The following is a 14,146-nucleotide window of genomic DNA, read 5'->3' as shown; positions in this document are numbered from 1 at the left end:
TCAGATCACCGTATTGTTTTTATGTCGGTAACGCGGATGAATCAGTCGTCGGTCAGGCCGAGCAGTCGCCGGTTGGAAGCGGCATCGGCGCTGACCCCGGCGAAATCGTCGAAAGCCTTGGCGGTCTTGCGGATCATGTGTCGCTCGATGAACGCCGCGCCTTCCGCCGCGCCCTGTGCGGAGTCTTTCAGGCAGCACTCCCACTCGAGCACGGCCCAGCCGTTGAAGTCGTATTGGCACAATTTGCTGAAGATCGATTTGAAATCGATCTGGCCATCGCCCAGCGAGCGAAAGCGCCCGGGACGCTCGACCCAACCCTGATATCCGCCGTAGACGCCGGAGCGCGCATCGGGGCGGAATTCGGCGTCCTTGACGTGGAACATGCGGATGCGTTGGTGGTAACGGTCGATGAAGCCGAGGTAGTCCATTTGCTGCAGCAGCAGGTGGCTCGGGTCGTAGAGGATTGCGGCGCGAGGGTGATGATTCACCGCTTCGAGAAACTGTTCGAACGAGGCGCCGTCATGCAAGTCTTCGCCGGGATGGATTTCGTAGCACAGATCAACGCCGGCCTCTTCGAAGCAGTCGAGGATCGGCAGCCAGCGCTTGCCCAGTTCGGCGAAACCTTGCTCGACCAAACCGGCCGGACGCTGTGGCCACGGATAGACGTAAGGCCAGAGTAGGGCGCCGGAGAAGGTCGCATGGGCCGTAAGTCCCAAACGCTTGCTGGCACGGGCGGCCAGTTTCAACTGCTCAATGGCCCACTCGGTGCGCTCCTGCGGCTTGCCGCGCAGTGCTGGTGGGGCGAAGTCATCGAACAGGCTGTCGAACGCCGGATGCACCGCGACCAATTGCCCTTGCAGGTGCGTCGACAACTCACTGATCACCACACCGGCGCGGGCGCAGACGGCGATGAGTTCGTCGCAGTAATCCTGGCTCTCAGCGGCGCGCTGCAAATCGATGAACCGTGTGCCGAGGGTCGGTACCTGAATGGCTTTGTAGCCTTGCGAGGCCGCCCACTCGGCGATGTTGGCGAGGGAGTCGAAAGGCGCTTCGTCGGCGATGAATTGAGCGAGGAAAATCCCCGGACCTTTCAGGCCAGTCGAATTTTGCTGATCACTGTTCATTGTGCTGGGCTCCTGTCAGTGGGCCGGGGATCTCGCTCCACTTTTCATTGCCAAGGTGATTGGCGATCGCGGTTTCAATGAAGGCCATGCCGCGCAGGCCGGTATCGATGCCCGGTACGCCCGGTGCCTGATGGCCCTCGGCGCCATGCACAATCGCTTCGGCGAGATCGCCGTACAGGTTGGCCATGGCTTCCAGATAACCTTCGGGATGCCCTGCAGGCAGGCGCATGCGTTGGGTTGCGGCGGCACACAGCCACGGCTGACCGACCCCGGAGCGCAGAACGCGCATCGGCTCGTTCAACGGTCGATGAATCAGGCTGGCCGGATCCTCTTGGCGCCATTCCAGGCCGCCCTTGTCCCCGTAGACGCGGATCTTTAGCGGGTTTTCCTCACCGGCGCAGACCTGGCTGGCGAGCAATACGCCACTGGCGCCGTCGCGCATTTTGAACAGCATCGCCACATCGTCATCCAGTTGCCGACCCTCGACATGCGAGCCGAGCATCGCGCTGATGAACTGAATCGACTGGCCGGTGACGAACTCGGCGAGGGAAAACGCATGGGTGCCGATGTCGCCGATGCAGCCGCCGATCCCGGATTGCGTCGGGTCGTCGCGCCAGCCGGCCTGCTTGTTGCCTTGCCCGGCGACATCGGTGCTGAGCCAGCCTTGCGGGTACTCGACGAGAACTTTGCGCACGCGCCCGAGCACGCCGCTGGCGACCATTTCGCGGGCCTGCCAGACCATCGCGTAACCGAGGTAGGTGTGCGCCAGCCCGTAAATTCGCTGGCTGTTGATGACCACCGAGTGCAGCGCCTGCACCTCGGCGAGGTTCAGCGCCGCCGGTTTCTCGCTGAACACATGAAAACCGGCACTCAACGCCTCGCGGGCAATCGGTGCGTGTAGATGATTGGGAGTGACGATGACCAGCAGTTGCATGCGCTGCTCGGCGGGCAGGGCGGCCTCGCGGGCGAGCAGGGTTTGCCAGTCTTCGTAACAACGCTCGGCCGCGACACCCAAGGCCGCAGCGGTGTGCTGATTATTCTCCGAGTCGCGGCTGAATGCGCCGCAGACCAGTTCGAAGCGTCCGTCGAGGCCGGCGGCTTGCCGGTGGGCACGGGCAATGAATGAACCTTCACCGCCTCCAACAAAACCCATTCTTATTTTTGCGGCAGCGTACATGGCAGTCGTCTCGGTAGCTGGATGCAATGTTGATGAGCGATGTAACCGGTTACATCGTGGACAAAATCTAGGCTTGAATTAGCCGAGTGTCAAATGTCAGCGGATGATCGACAGCGTTTCGATCGCTCGTCGCCTGCGGTAAGCTCCGCGCCTGATCGGCATGAATCAACGAGGTGGTTTTGTCCAATATTCGCGAAGTGGCTCGGCTGGCCGGGGTTTCCGTGGCGACGGTTTCGAGGACTTTGAAATCTCCCGAGCGCGTGCTCGCGCCAACCCGTGAGCGCGTCATGGCTGCGGTGGAGCAGGCCGGCTATCGGCCGAACCTGATGGCCGTGCAGTTTCGTTCGCGGCGCACCGGCAATCTGGTGATTCTGGTGCCGACCATCGCCAATACCTTCTTCGCCCGCGTCATCAGCGGCGCGCAGCAAGCGGCGCAGGCGGCCGGTTATCGCCTGCTGCTGTGCGACACCCAGGGCCGGGAAGAACTGGAGCGACAATTCGCCGAGCTGGTGTACGCCTATCAGGCCGACGGGGTGATCCAGTTGCGCGCTTACGATCCTTTCGAAAACGCTCCGGCCGACGCCGATGTGCCGCCGATCGTGAACGCCTGCGAAGTGCTCAAGGCCGGGCGTTATCCAACTATCAGCCTGGACAACGTCGCCGCCGCCAAAGCCATGACCGAACATCTGATCGCCTTGGGGCACCGACGCATCGGCCTGATCAAGGGCTCAAAAAACAGCCCGCTGACTTTGGATCGACTGGCAGGCTACGAAGCGGCGCTGCGCGAGGCCGGGATTGCCTTCGATGAAGCACTGATCTGCCATGGCAATTTCAGCCTCGAGGCCGGTTTTGCCGGCGCGCAAAAGATGCTCGCATTGGCCGAGCGGCCGAGCGCGCTGTTCTGCGAAAACGATGAAATGGCCATCGGCGCACTCAAGCGCATCCGGCAGGCCGGGCTGCGCGTGCCCGAGGATATTTCCCTGGTGGGTTTCGATGACATTCCGATGGCTGCGTACTGCGATCCGCCGCTGACCACCATCTCGCAACCAGCCGAAGCCTTCGGGACCAAAGCAGTCGAGATGCTGATTGCCCTGATTGAGAAACAGCCGCTGACAGAGCGCCATGTCGTCCTGCCGTTCGAGCTCACACCACGCAGCAGCACGGCCCGCATTGACAACACGGGCAAGCGCTAACCGAATCACGCCGCTGGCGGCTTCGCCAGCGCAATCCCCGCCGCGCCCAACCGCTTCAACACCTCAAACAACAAATCGCTCTTGGTCAGCCCGACAATCCTCGGGCTGCCGACATAGCCGGTGACCGTGAGGGTTATGCCGTCCGGCGACAATTTGCTGAAACGCACGAACGGCGCCGGTTTATCGAGGATAGTTTCGTTCTCGTGATAAGCATCCAGCAGCAGTTGTTTGACCTGCTCAGGATCGATATCCAGCGGGAACACCAGCTCCAGCGATGCCACGCCTTGAGCACTGCCGCCGAGGGTAACGTTGCGCAGGTTCTGCGAGATCAGCTGCGAGTTGGGCACGATCACGATCGAGCGGTCGCTGAGCTGGATTTCCGTGGCACGCACGTTGATCCGGCGGATGTCGCCCTCGACGCCGCTGATGCTGATCAGGTCGCCGACTTTCACCGGGCGCTCGGTGAGCAGGATCAGGCCGGAGACGAAGTTCTTGACGATCTCCTGCAAGCCAAAGCCGATGCCCACTGACAGCGCACTGACGATCCACGCCAGATTGGTCCACTGCACGCCCAGCGACGACAGCGTCAGCAGAATCACAAAGGCGTAGCCGATGTTGGAAAACAGCGTGCTTAGTGATGCGCACATGCCCGGGTCCATGTCGGTTTTGGGCAGGAATTCGTTGTCGAGCCAGCGGCTCAACGCACGGATCAGCCAGATACCGATCAGCAGTGCCAGCAGCGCGTTGAGCAGATGCGCCGGGACGATATTCAGCTTGCGCAACCCGGCGCCGCCGAGGATCGACATGATGTTGGTGACCAGTTGGCCGAGCGTGGTGCCGATGCCGCCGACAAACAACGAAATCAGCGCCATCAGCATCAGGCCGGCGCGGCTGACGCCGGACAACAGGATCGACGTCTGCTCGAGGCGCCGGTCGCTGACACCGAGCAACTGCTTGAGCGCCTGGCCGCTCGCGTGTTTCGGCGAAAACAGGTGCTCACAGGCGTCTTTGACCAGCTGAATCAGCAAGTAGAAGCCCGACAGCACGACATAGCCCCACACCAGCTCATAACAGATGAACCGTGCCAGCGAAACATAGCCGGCCAGCAGGGCGATGGCCGTCACCAACATCGAGAGACTGGCGACGCTGTAGATCAGCCCGGCGAACACGCTGTTCGTAGCCGACGCGTCATTGGCTGCGACCAAGGCCTTGCGCACTTTACCGACACGCAACAGCATCGTGCCGATGATCGCCAGCACCACCATGGAAATCACGCCGCGCCCGGCCATCACGATGTGGCTGCTCATGCCTGTGGCATTGGCGACTTGCACCAGCGTCACCAACACCAGCAACGAGCAGGCGAGGATTCGCGGATAAGGCTTGAGGGCCAGCGCCACCGGATCGGCAATCGACGGCAGGCGCCAGGACGGGTGCGCGGTGGAGAGCAATGCGCGGCTGAGGCCGGTGATCAGCACGCAGGCATAGACGACTTTCTCGAACTCTTCGGAGAAGGTTTCCAGCACCGGAGGCAGTGCGTCGTGGCGGGTGCAGGCGTAGAACAACAGCTTCAGGGCGATGGCGGTAGTGACGAAGGTCGCTATGGCTGAGGCGAAGGCCAAGGCACTGCGGCGCAGTCGGCCCTCCGCCACGCGATGGATGCAGAACCAGGTCAGCCCGCGCTCAGCCAGACGTCGGCCGAAGGTCCAGATCAGCAGCGCCAACAGCACCAGTACGCAGGTGTAAAACCGCTCGCCCGGCGCCCAGACCGTGGCCCATACGTCAGCCACCTGCTCGACGAACAGTCGCAGGCGCTGGCGGTCGTCTTCGCTTGGATTGACCAGCGGTGCCCAGAAATACGGGCTCAATACGCTGCGGGTGCTCAGGGTCAGTTCGCTTTCCAGCAGGGTGCGGCGGATGCCGGCGATTTGCGTGATCAGGTCGGCGGCGTTCTGTTTCAGTGCGGCTAGGCTTTTCAGCGTGCCATCGACCTTGCTTTTCTGCTCCGCCAGCGCCGCCCGCTGCGCGACGATATCGGCTTGCTCGGCGGCCACCTCGGCGTCGGGCGCCGTGCCGAGCACGCCCAGTTGCACCGCCAGTTGCGCCTGTTGCGGCAACAGCGCTGCCGACAACCGATCGACATCGAGAATGAACGCCTGCACCCGATCCTGCGGGCCTTCGAGCTGGTTGTAATTGTTTGCCGCCGAAATCTGCTGCTTGAGCCCGTCGAGGCGTTGTTGCAGGGCTTGCAGATCGCTTTGCGAAATCACTGGTAGCGGCGCTGCGCCTGTGTTTGCCGGTGCGCCAAGGTCCGCCGCCCACAGTGCAGCGCTGCCCGGCATGAGCAGTAGGAACAGAATGAAAAACAACGACTTGAATGAACAGCGCATGGGGGCGGCGGGCTCGAGTGGATCACACAGTCTATGAGGGTAGGTGATCGCGCCGAACGGGGCGGAAAACTTTCACTGCAAGAGGCGCTTACACGCTCATCCAATCCGGCGGAATGATCCGCGCAGCGAGCGGTCAACCGGCAATAACAGCTTCGAGAGCGTGCCATGTCCATCGCCAAGGAAACGATTGAATACCTGCGCCAACATTCACTGATCATCACCACCGCCGAATCCTGCACGGCCGGGGAGATCGTCATGTTGCTGTCGGAAGTACCCGGCAGCGGCGAGCTGATCGAGTGCGGCTATGTGGTCTATTCGCCGCAAGCCAAGCAGCGCCTGCTGCACGTCAGCCCGGCGACCATGGACACCTTCAATCTGACCAGCGTGGAAGTGGCCAGTGAAATGGCCATCGGTGCGTTGCGCGACAGCACGGCCAACGTCGCCGTTGCCACCACCGGCATTCTCGGACCCGACGATATGGATGGCATCAAGGCCGGTACGGTGTGTTTCGCCTGGGCATTCCAGTTCGATGACAAACATTTTCTGTTCAGCACCCAGCAATGGTTTGCCGGATCGCGCAGTGAAGTGCAGACCCTCGCTTCTGCATTCGCCTTGCAGCAGTTGCCGGACTATCACCGTCGCGCCTTGCGCGGCGAAGGAGGGTGGCGCCGATGAAGCCTGACGCTGAGCATCCCGATCTGCGCAGTCGGCAGTTCCCGGTGCAGGAGGACATGGCCTATCAGTTGAAGGTCTGGCGCTTCGAGCACATCGGTTGGTACCTGTTGGTGCTGTGCATGCTGCTGGGCCTGTTGGGGTTGTTTTCCCGTGGCGTGCTCAGTTCGCAGGACGCCCGCAGCGACGACGGCAAAGTCCAGATCGAATACGAGATGTTCCATCGCAACGGCTCGACCAACCCGCTGAAACTCAGCGTGCACGCGGCGCCTGAAGCCACTGTAGAACTCGACATCGGCGGCGAGATGCTCGATGGCTTCAGCGTCGAAACCATGCAACCGGCCCCGGTGCGTATGCGCAGCTCAAAACAGGGCATGCGCTTGTGGTTGCAGGCGGATGCCCAAGGCCAGGCGACGCTCTATGTGACGCTGCGCGGTGACGGATTGGGCCTGTTTCGCAGCCAAATCCGCGTGCCGGGCTCGAGCGAAGTGAAGCTCACTCAATTCATTTATCCATAGGTGACCCATGGACTCGGTGTTGCGCGCACTCGCGATGTATCTGGCACTGATGGTGCTGTTCAAAATTGCCGGCCGGCGTTCGCTGGCCGAGTTGACGACGTTTGATTTCGTCCTGCTGATGATCATCGGTGAAGCCACCCAGCAGGCGCTGCTCGGTGATGATTTTTCTCTGACCAATGCGTTTCTGGTGATCATTACGCTGATCGCTGTGGATGTCGGTTTCTCCCTGCTCAAACAGCGTTCCAGTTGGGTGTCGCGGCTGATCGATGGCGAGCCGACGATCATTGTCGAGAACGGCAAGCTGTTGCACCGGCGCCTGCGCCATGCGCGGCTGGTCGAGGCGGATGTCATGGAGGCGGCGCGCTCCAGTCAGGGCATAGAAACCATCGACCAGATCAAATTCGCAATCATCGAGCGCAACGGCAAGATTTCCGTGATCCGCCAGGATCCGGAAGGCGGCTGAACCTTTGACGCCGCACGGCCGCAATTTTTTTGAACGCTGAAAACGCCTCACAGCCCAATGCTTACAAGTCATCGGAGGATTGCGAAATGAACGAGGCAGCCAGTTATTTTTCCATCGCCGTGGCGGTGATCATTCTGCTGGTCGACCTGTGGGCGATCGTCAGTGTGTTTCGCAGCAACAAAAGCGTCGGCGTCAAAGCCGCCTGGGCGATCGGTCTGATCGTATTCCCGGTGCTCGGCCTGATCGTGTGGGGCATCGCCGGCCCGCGCGGTGTCAAGGAAGGGCCTTCGTCGCCGGAGCACAGTAAGGGTTAAGAACCCTGATTTGCGCACATCCGGAAAATTGGAGGTGAACGATGAAAGCTGTTGTATTTCATGGCGTCGGGGACATCCGCCTGGACGATGTTCCCGATCCAACCATTCAAGCGCCGACCGATGCCATTGTCAGGCTGACCGCGTCGGCCATTTGTGGCACCGATCTGCATTTCATTCGCGGCAGTGCGCCGGACATGCAGCCCGGCACGATCCTTGGGCACGAGGGCGTGGGGATTGTCGAAGCGCTCGGTGAAGATGTGCGCAACCTCAAGGTTGGCGATCGCGTGCTCATTCCCTCGACCATTGCCTGCGGCAACTGCTCGTACTGCCGCGCCGGCTATTTCGCCCAGTGCGACGTGGCCAATCCCAACGGTAAAACCGCTGGCACGTCATTCTTTGGTGGGCCGAAAACCACCGGGCCATTCGATGGCCTGCAAGCCGAGAAAGCGCGAATCCCTTTCGCCAACATCGGCCTGATCAAGCTGCCCGACGCCATTACCGACGATCAGGCGATTGCCATGTCGGATATCTTTCCCACTGCCTGGTTCGGTGCCGACATGGCCCGGATCAAGGACGGCGACACGGTGGCGGTGTTCGGCTGCGGGCCGGTCGGACTGTTTGCGATTATCAGCGCGAAACTGATGGGCGCTGGCCGGGTGTTCGCCATTGATGGCCTGGAAGATCGCCTCGCTCGCGCGCAGGCATTGGGTGCCGAGTGCATCAATTTCGAGAAAGAAGATCCGGTTGAAACCATTGCGCGCCTGACTGCGGAAATTGGCGTGGATCGGGTGATCGAGGCCGTGGGCATCGACGCCAACCATTCCCATCACGGCCATCACCATCCTGCGCAGTGGCAACCGGGCGATGCGCCTTCGCAAGCGCTGGAATGGGCGGTCAAGGCTGTGGCCAAGGCCGGCACGATTTCCATCATCGGTGTATATCCCGCCGGGTTCGACAGCTTCCCGATCGGCGAGGCGATGAACAAGAACGTGCATATCAACATGGGCAACTGTCATCACCGCAAATACATTCCCAAGCTGATCGAAATGACCCTCGCCGGGCGCGTCGACCCAGCAAAAGTGCTGACGCAGGACGAGCCTTTGACTGACGCGATTTCGGCGTTCAAGGCGTTTGATCAACATCAATCCGGCTGGATCAAGGTCAAGCTGGAACCGGGTAGCGATACCACTGCTGGCAGGAGATCGTCATGAAAAAAATCTGTGTATGTCTGGGGTTCTGCTCGATGTTTCTGTTGAGCGGCTGCTTCGATTCCAACGATGCACCCAACAAGGACGGTGACAAAAGCAAACCGTCGGTGCAGATGCAGACCGAGAAGCCTGAGGAGGGCAAGTAACTGCTGGCAAATAATCCCTGTGGGAGCGAGCCTGCTCGCGAAGGCGTCAGGTCGGACAACTCTGTGCTGACTGATGCTCCGTCTTCGCGAGCAGGCTCGCTCCCGCATTGGTTCAGTTCGAGTAGCGGTATTCCAGCCATGCCCAATACAGTAAAGCCACAGCACTGATCCCGCCTCCGAGAAAACACACCGCCACCCAGCCATATTGCGCATAGGTATACGTCGCCGCGATCGCGCCCAAACCACTGCCCACCGAGTAAAAGCACATATACGCACCGACCAGTCGACTCTGCGCATCGGGCCGTGCGGCGAAGATCAGGCTTTGATTGGTCACGTGCACTGCTTGCACGGCGAAGTCGAGCAAGATCACCCCGACGGCCATCGCCAGCAGCGAACTGTCGACAAATGCGATGGGCAGCCAGGACAGCGTCAGCAGCGCCAGGGCGATGCCGGTGGTGCGATTGCCCAACCCTAAGTCGGCCAGGCGCCCAGCCCGTGCGGCGGCGAGCGCGCCCGCCACTCCGGCCAGACCAAACAGGCCGATCTGCGTGTGGGACAACGACAGGGGCGGGGCGCTGAGCGGCAGCACCATCGACGTCCACAACACACTGAAGGCGGCGAAGATCAGCAGGGCGAAGATGCCGCGCACGCGCAGTACCCGCTCAGTCAAAAACAATTCCATTACCGAGCGCAGCAGTCGCCAGTAATTGCCCTGTGCGGGTGGTTTTGCCGAGGCGGGCAGGGTGCGCCATAACAGCAGGGCCATGCCGATCATCAGTACGGCCGAGACAAAATACACGCCGCGCCATCCGGCCAGATCAGCCACTACGCCGGAAACGAAACGCGCCAGCAAAATGCCCAGTACCACGCCACTGGTGACGGTGCCCACCGCGGCGCCGCGCTGCTGCGGGCGTGCAAGGCTGGCGGTGCAGGCGACCACCACTTGCACCACCACCGCCAGCAATCCCACCAGCATCATGGCACCGAGCAACACTCCCCAGCTCTCGGACAGGCCCACGGCACACAGCGCAGTCGCAGACAAAAGCAGTTGGCTGACGATGAGTTTCTTGCGATCGAGCAGATCACCCAGCGGCACAATGAACAGCAGCCCCACGGCATACCCGGCTTGCGTGGCCGTGACCACAACGCCGATTGCACCGGGTGAAACCCCGAGACTGGCGGCCATCGATTCCAGCAATGGCTGCGCGAAGTAAACATTGGCCACCGCCATCGCGCAGGTGATTGCAAAAAGCAAAGTCTGCAAACGACTCAGCCCGGTCGTTGCGCTGTCAGTTGCGGCTTGCGCATTGACCAGGGTTCGCGTCTGGCAGGGCATCCGTGCTTCCTCGTAGTGTGGTTTTGAATTGAAACCGAGGCGTTGATCTTTATTCATTCGGGTTGTTAAATGCAACCACATTCAGTAGCTGATCCATCAGGAACCACATGGCCCGACAACAAACATTGGCACAGAGCGAATGCCCGGTGGCCCGAACCCTCGAAGCCATTGGCGATCGCTGGGCCTTGATGATCATTCGCGATGCGTTCGATGACGTGCGCCGGTTCAGCGAATTCCAGAAACGTCTGGGCCTGGCCAAGAACATCCTCACGGTCAAACTGAAAATGCTCGTCGAGCTCGGCGTGTTGCAGATTCAGCCCGCGTCGGACGGCAGTGCCTACAAGGAATACGTGCTCACCGACATGGGCCGCGCGGTGTTCCCCATCGTCGTCAGCCTGCGGCAGTGGGGCGAGCGCTTTCTGTTTGCGGAGGGTGAGGAGCATTCGATTCTGCTCGACAACGAACGGGCCGAGCCCGTTGAAACCATTGTCGTACGCTCCAGAGCCGGTGCCGTGCTGAGCCCGGAGGATTGTCACCGACAGGTTGTCAGGCGCGGGCAGTGAAACCGGGCGGATAGCCGTGGCACGTATCGATAGCCGCGCCTTCTCGTGACATGTCGGGTCGGCGTCTGGCGGGTTTTTGATCTAGGCTGTTTTCGATCCTCGATCAGCAGCGGTGCGCCGTTGCCATATTTCCAGCAACGCAATTACCGGAGTGCCTGATGAGCCTTTCACCTTTCCACCTCGCCATCCCGGTCTACGATCTTGCCGCTTGCCGACGTTTTTACGGTGAAGTGTTCGGCCTGGAGGAGGGCCGGTCCAGCGCGCAATGGGTCGACTTCAACTTCTACGGCCACCAATTGGTGATCCACGAACAGCCGAAAACGGCTGCCCAGCAAAGCATTAATAGCAACCCGGTAGACGGTCACGACGTACCGGTCCCGCACTTCGGCATCATTTTGCAGTGGGAGCAATGGGAGGCACTGGCCGAGCGGCTGAAGTCATTCGGCACGCAATTCGTGATCGAGCCCTACATTCGATTCAAGGGTCAGGTCGGCGAACAGGCGACCATGTTTCTACTCGATCCCTGCGGCAATGCGCTGGAATTCAAGGCGTTCAAAGACATGAGTCAGGTGTTTGCCAAATGATCACAGCGTAGTGATCTGCCCGTTGCGATCGCGCTCATAAACCTTGTTGGCCTGCAGCTTTTCCTTGAGCCAGCGCTCGGCCGTGCCCAGCGGCCGTTGGCGTGCCCATAACAGGTCGACGCCGATTTGCCAGTCGGTATGCGGGTATGCCGACAGCTGCAACTCGACCAGTTCGCCATTGCCCAGTTCACGCTGGATCAGTTGTCGCGGCAGGGTCGCCCAGCCGAGGCCGGCGCGGACCATTTCCAGCAGCGCCAGATAGCTTTCCGCTTGCCACAGCTGCGTCGAACGCAGGTATTCACTGCTCGGCAATTTGCTGGCGTGCGCACTGAACGCCAGGCGCCGGTGCACGTGCAAATCGTCGAACGTGACATTGTCCAGTTTCGCCAGCGGATGATCGGGATGGCAGACGTGCAGCATGATCAGTTTGCCCAGTTGCTGAAACGCCAGTTCCCGAGGATAGCCCGGCTGCGAAAACGCCACGCCCAGCACCGCCTCGCCACTGCTGACCAGTTCGCTGACATCGCCGTAGACCGGGTGACGAATGATCAGATCGACAAACGGGAAGGCCTGCTCGAACGCTTGCAGCACCGGCATGATCGGGCCGTACGGCGTTTCAATCGCCAAGGTCAGGCTCGGTTCGACACTGTCCGAGAGGCAATCGGCGTGGGCCTCGAAGGTCATGCAGCGCTCCAGTACCGCCTCTGCCTGCACCAGCAATTTATGCCCGCTGGCGGTGAGGGCAGGGCTGCGATTGCGGCGGTCGAACAGCTCGACGCCAAGGTCGGTTTCCAGATTGGCAATAGCCGCGCTGATAGTCGACTGTGTCTTGCCCAGCTTGCGCCCGGCGGCGGAGAACGAGCCGCTTTTCACCACCTGGACGAACATCAGCAACTGATCGAGTGAGAAGCGCACGCGGTGTACTCCGGGTTTGAGCGAGACGGCGATTGTGCCGCGTCTTTGCCATCGAAAAAAGCGATGGTTGCCAATTTGTTTCATCGTCAAAAACATTCAAGGATGACCCCGCGTCTTCGAACGCCGGGGCCGATTCTTTCTGTGCATCTGTCCCTGAGCGCCCGCGATTACAACCAACGCTGCCCCTTCAGGAGCTTGTGCCATGACTACACAACGCGTTCACCCGGTCGATGAGGTGTTGCCCCTGCGGCAGCTGGTCACCTTCGGTCTGCAGCATGTTCTGGTGATGTATGCGGGAGCGGTGGCGGTGCCGCTGATTCTCGGCAGTGCGATGGGGCTGACGTCGGCTCAGGTGGTTTTACTGATCAACGCCAACCTGCTGACGTCCGGTGTGGCGACGTTGATTCAGACCCTCGGCTTCTGGAAGTTCGGCGCGCGGTTACCGTTGATTCAGGGCTGCTCGTTCATTGCGCTGGCGCCGATGATCATGATCGGCAAGGAGTTCGGCCTCAGCCAGATCTTTGGGGCGGTGATCGCCGCCGGCTTCCTGACCATCGCACTGGCGCCTGTGTTCAGCCGCTTGCTGCGATTCTTTCCGCCCGTGGTGATTGGCAGCCTGATCACCATCATCGGTATTTCACTGATGCCGGCGGCGGCAATCTGGCTGGGTGGCGGTAATCCCGATTCGCCTGACTTCGGTCGCCCGGGCAATCTGCTGCTGGGCCTGGCCACGGTCAGTGTGACGCTGGTGATTTATGCGAAATTCAGCGGTTTCATCGGCAACCTCAGCGTGCTCATCGGCTTGTTTGTCGGCAGCCTGATCGCTGCCGCCTGCGGCATGACGCACTTCAATCGGGTCAGCGAGGCGGCGTGGTTCGAGTTGAGCGCGCCAATGGCGTTCGGTCCGCCGGAATTTTCTCTGGTACCGATTCTGATCATGACCCTGGCGATGCTGGTGATCATGGCCGAGACCACTGGCAACTGCCTGGCCATCGGCAAACTGGTCGGCAAACCGACTACGCAGCAGACCCTCGGCAACGCCTTCCGCGCCGACGGCTTGTCGACCATGCTCGGTGGTCTGTTCAACAGCTTTCCCTATAACGCCTTCACGCAAAACACCGGCCTGATTGCGCTTTCGAGCATCAAGAGCCGCTTCGTCGTCGCCGCCGCTGGCGCGATCATGGTGTTGATGGGCTTGTTCCCCAAGCTCGGCGCGCTGATTGCGGCGGTGCCGACGCCGGTGCTGGGCGGCTGCGCGATCGTCATGTTCGGCATGACCACGGTGGCGGGCATTCAGGAATTGTCACGGGTGCAGTTCGAAGGCACACGTAACGCCATCATTGTTGCGGTGTCGGTCAGCGTCGGCGTCTTGCCAATGTCGTTTCCGGCCCTGTTCGAACACGTCGGCCCGACGCTGAAACTGGTGCTCGATAGCGGCATTTTCCTCGGTGCGATCACCGCCATTCTGCTCAACGTACTGCTCAACAAACAAAAACCATCGACCGACGCCGTCGGCGCTTCCACGGCCGAACTGGCCGACTGACTT

15 protein-coding genes are annotated in these 14,146 nt (G+C 60.9%); 10 read left to right on the top strand and 5 right to left on the bottom strand.

Going from position 1 to position 14,146, the window contains the following annotated elements; genetic code table 11:
- Positions 1-41: 41 nt before the first annotated feature.
- Positions 42-1,124 carry a sugar phosphate isomerase/epimerase family protein gene (locus tag D8U71_RS21635; RefSeq protein WP_130888637.1) on the bottom strand — a complete coding sequence of 361 codons (1,083 nt, stop codon included), beginning with the start codon at positions 1,122-1,124 and terminating at the stop codon, positions 42-44.
- On the bottom strand, positions 1,114-2,277 hold the full coding sequence (locus D8U71_RS21630; protein ID WP_130888636.1) for a Gfo/Idh/MocA family oxidoreductase: 1,164 nt from the start codon (positions 2,275-2,277) through the stop codon (positions 1,114-1,116). Before D8U71_RS21630 ends, D8U71_RS21635 begins: the two co-directional genes overlap by 11 nt.
- 203 nt (positions 2,278-2,480) lie before the next feature.
- Between D8U71_RS21630 and D8U71_RS21625 the strand changes: the two genes are divergently transcribed.
- Entirely contained in the window at positions 2,481-3,494 is a 1,014-nt protein-coding gene (locus tag D8U71_RS21625) for a LacI family DNA-binding transcriptional regulator (protein WP_130888635.1), read from the top strand.
- 5 nt (positions 3,495-3,499) lie between these two features.
- Here the strand turns inward: D8U71_RS21625 and D8U71_RS21620 are convergent, their stop codons facing one another.
- Positions 3,500-5,881, bottom strand: coding sequence for a DUF3772 domain-containing protein (locus tag D8U71_RS21620; RefSeq protein WP_130888634.1), 2,382 nt, complete (start codon positions 5,879-5,881; stop codon positions 3,500-3,502).
- Between the two features lie 165 nt (positions 5,882-6,046).
- Between D8U71_RS21620 and D8U71_RS21615 the strand changes: the two genes are divergently transcribed.
- From D8U71_RS21615 to D8U71_RS28410, 6 genes are all read left to right on the top strand, one after another.
- Positions 6,047-6,556 carry a CinA family protein gene (locus tag D8U71_RS21615; protein ID WP_130888633.1) on the top strand — a complete coding sequence of 170 codons (510 nt, stop codon included), beginning with the start codon at positions 6,047-6,049 and terminating at the stop codon, positions 6,554-6,556.
- Positions 6,553-7,071, top strand: coding sequence for a hypothetical protein (locus tag D8U71_RS21610; protein ID WP_130888632.1), 519 nt, complete (start codon positions 6,553-6,555; stop codon positions 7,069-7,071). The genes D8U71_RS21615 and D8U71_RS21610 overlap by 4 nt, the downstream gene beginning before the upstream one ends.
- A gap of 7 nt (positions 7,072-7,078) precedes the next feature.
- On the top strand, positions 7,079-7,534 hold the full coding sequence (locus D8U71_RS21605; protein WP_024012534.1) for a YetF domain-containing protein: 456 nt from the start codon (positions 7,079-7,081) through the stop codon (positions 7,532-7,534).
- 86 nt (positions 7,535-7,620) lie between these two features.
- A complete protein-coding gene (locus tag D8U71_RS21600) occupies positions 7,621-7,848 on the top strand; it encodes a PLD nuclease N-terminal domain-containing protein (protein WP_024012535.1) in 228 nt (75 codons plus the stop codon).
- A 41-nt stretch (positions 7,849-7,889) separates the two neighbouring features.
- Positions 7,890-9,059, top strand: coding sequence for a zinc-dependent alcohol dehydrogenase (locus tag D8U71_RS21595; protein ID WP_130888631.1), 1,170 nt, complete (start codon positions 7,890-7,892; stop codon positions 9,057-9,059).
- The gene (locus tag D8U71_RS28410) at positions 9,056-9,202 is read left to right on the top strand and encodes a hypothetical protein (RefSeq protein WP_016774259.1); all 147 of its coding nucleotides are present in this window, start codon (positions 9,056-9,058) and stop codon (positions 9,200-9,202) included. Before D8U71_RS21595 ends, D8U71_RS28410 begins: the two co-directional genes overlap by 4 nt.
- A gap of 112 nt (positions 9,203-9,314) precedes the next feature.
- Here D8U71_RS28410 and D8U71_RS21590 read toward each other — a convergent pair whose 3' ends face one another.
- Positions 9,315-10,538, bottom strand: coding sequence for an MFS transporter (locus tag D8U71_RS21590; protein WP_130888630.1), 1,224 nt, complete (start codon positions 10,536-10,538; stop codon positions 9,315-9,317).
- Positions 10,539-10,645: 107 nt separating this feature from the next.
- On the opposite strand from D8U71_RS21590, the gene D8U71_RS21585 reads away from it, so the two are divergent.
- A complete protein-coding gene (locus tag D8U71_RS21585) occupies positions 10,646-11,101 on the top strand; it encodes a helix-turn-helix domain-containing protein (protein WP_130888629.1) in 456 nt (151 codons plus the stop codon).
- Between the two features lie 158 nt (positions 11,102-11,259).
- Positions 11,260-11,685 (top strand): VOC family protein, encoded by a 426-nt coding sequence (locus D8U71_RS21580; RefSeq protein ID WP_024012539.1) that lies wholly within the window; start codon positions 11,260-11,262, stop codon positions 11,683-11,685.
- On the opposite strand, the gene D8U71_RS21575 is transcribed toward D8U71_RS21580, so the two are convergent.
- Positions 11,686-12,600 (bottom strand): LysR family transcriptional regulator, encoded by a 915-nt coding sequence (locus tag D8U71_RS21575; RefSeq protein WP_130888628.1) that lies wholly within the window; start codon positions 12,598-12,600, stop codon positions 11,686-11,688.
- 202 nt (positions 12,601-12,802) lie between these two features.
- On the opposite strand from D8U71_RS21575, the gene D8U71_RS21570 reads away from it, so the two are divergent.
- A complete protein-coding gene (locus D8U71_RS21570) occupies positions 12,803-14,143 on the top strand; it encodes a nucleobase:cation symporter-2 family protein (protein ID WP_130888627.1) in 1,341 nt (446 codons plus the stop codon).
- The last annotated feature ends 3 nt before the right edge of the window (positions 14,144-14,146 follow it).

It is taken from the genome of Pseudomonas sp. Sample_21 (assembly GCF_004307525.1).
Classification (GTDB): Bacteria; Pseudomonadota; Gammaproteobacteria; order Pseudomonadales; family Pseudomonadaceae; genus Aquipseudomonas; species Aquipseudomonas atacamensis.
Note: the sequence above shows the minus strand (reverse complement) of the source record. Positions and strands in the feature narration are given on the sequence as shown.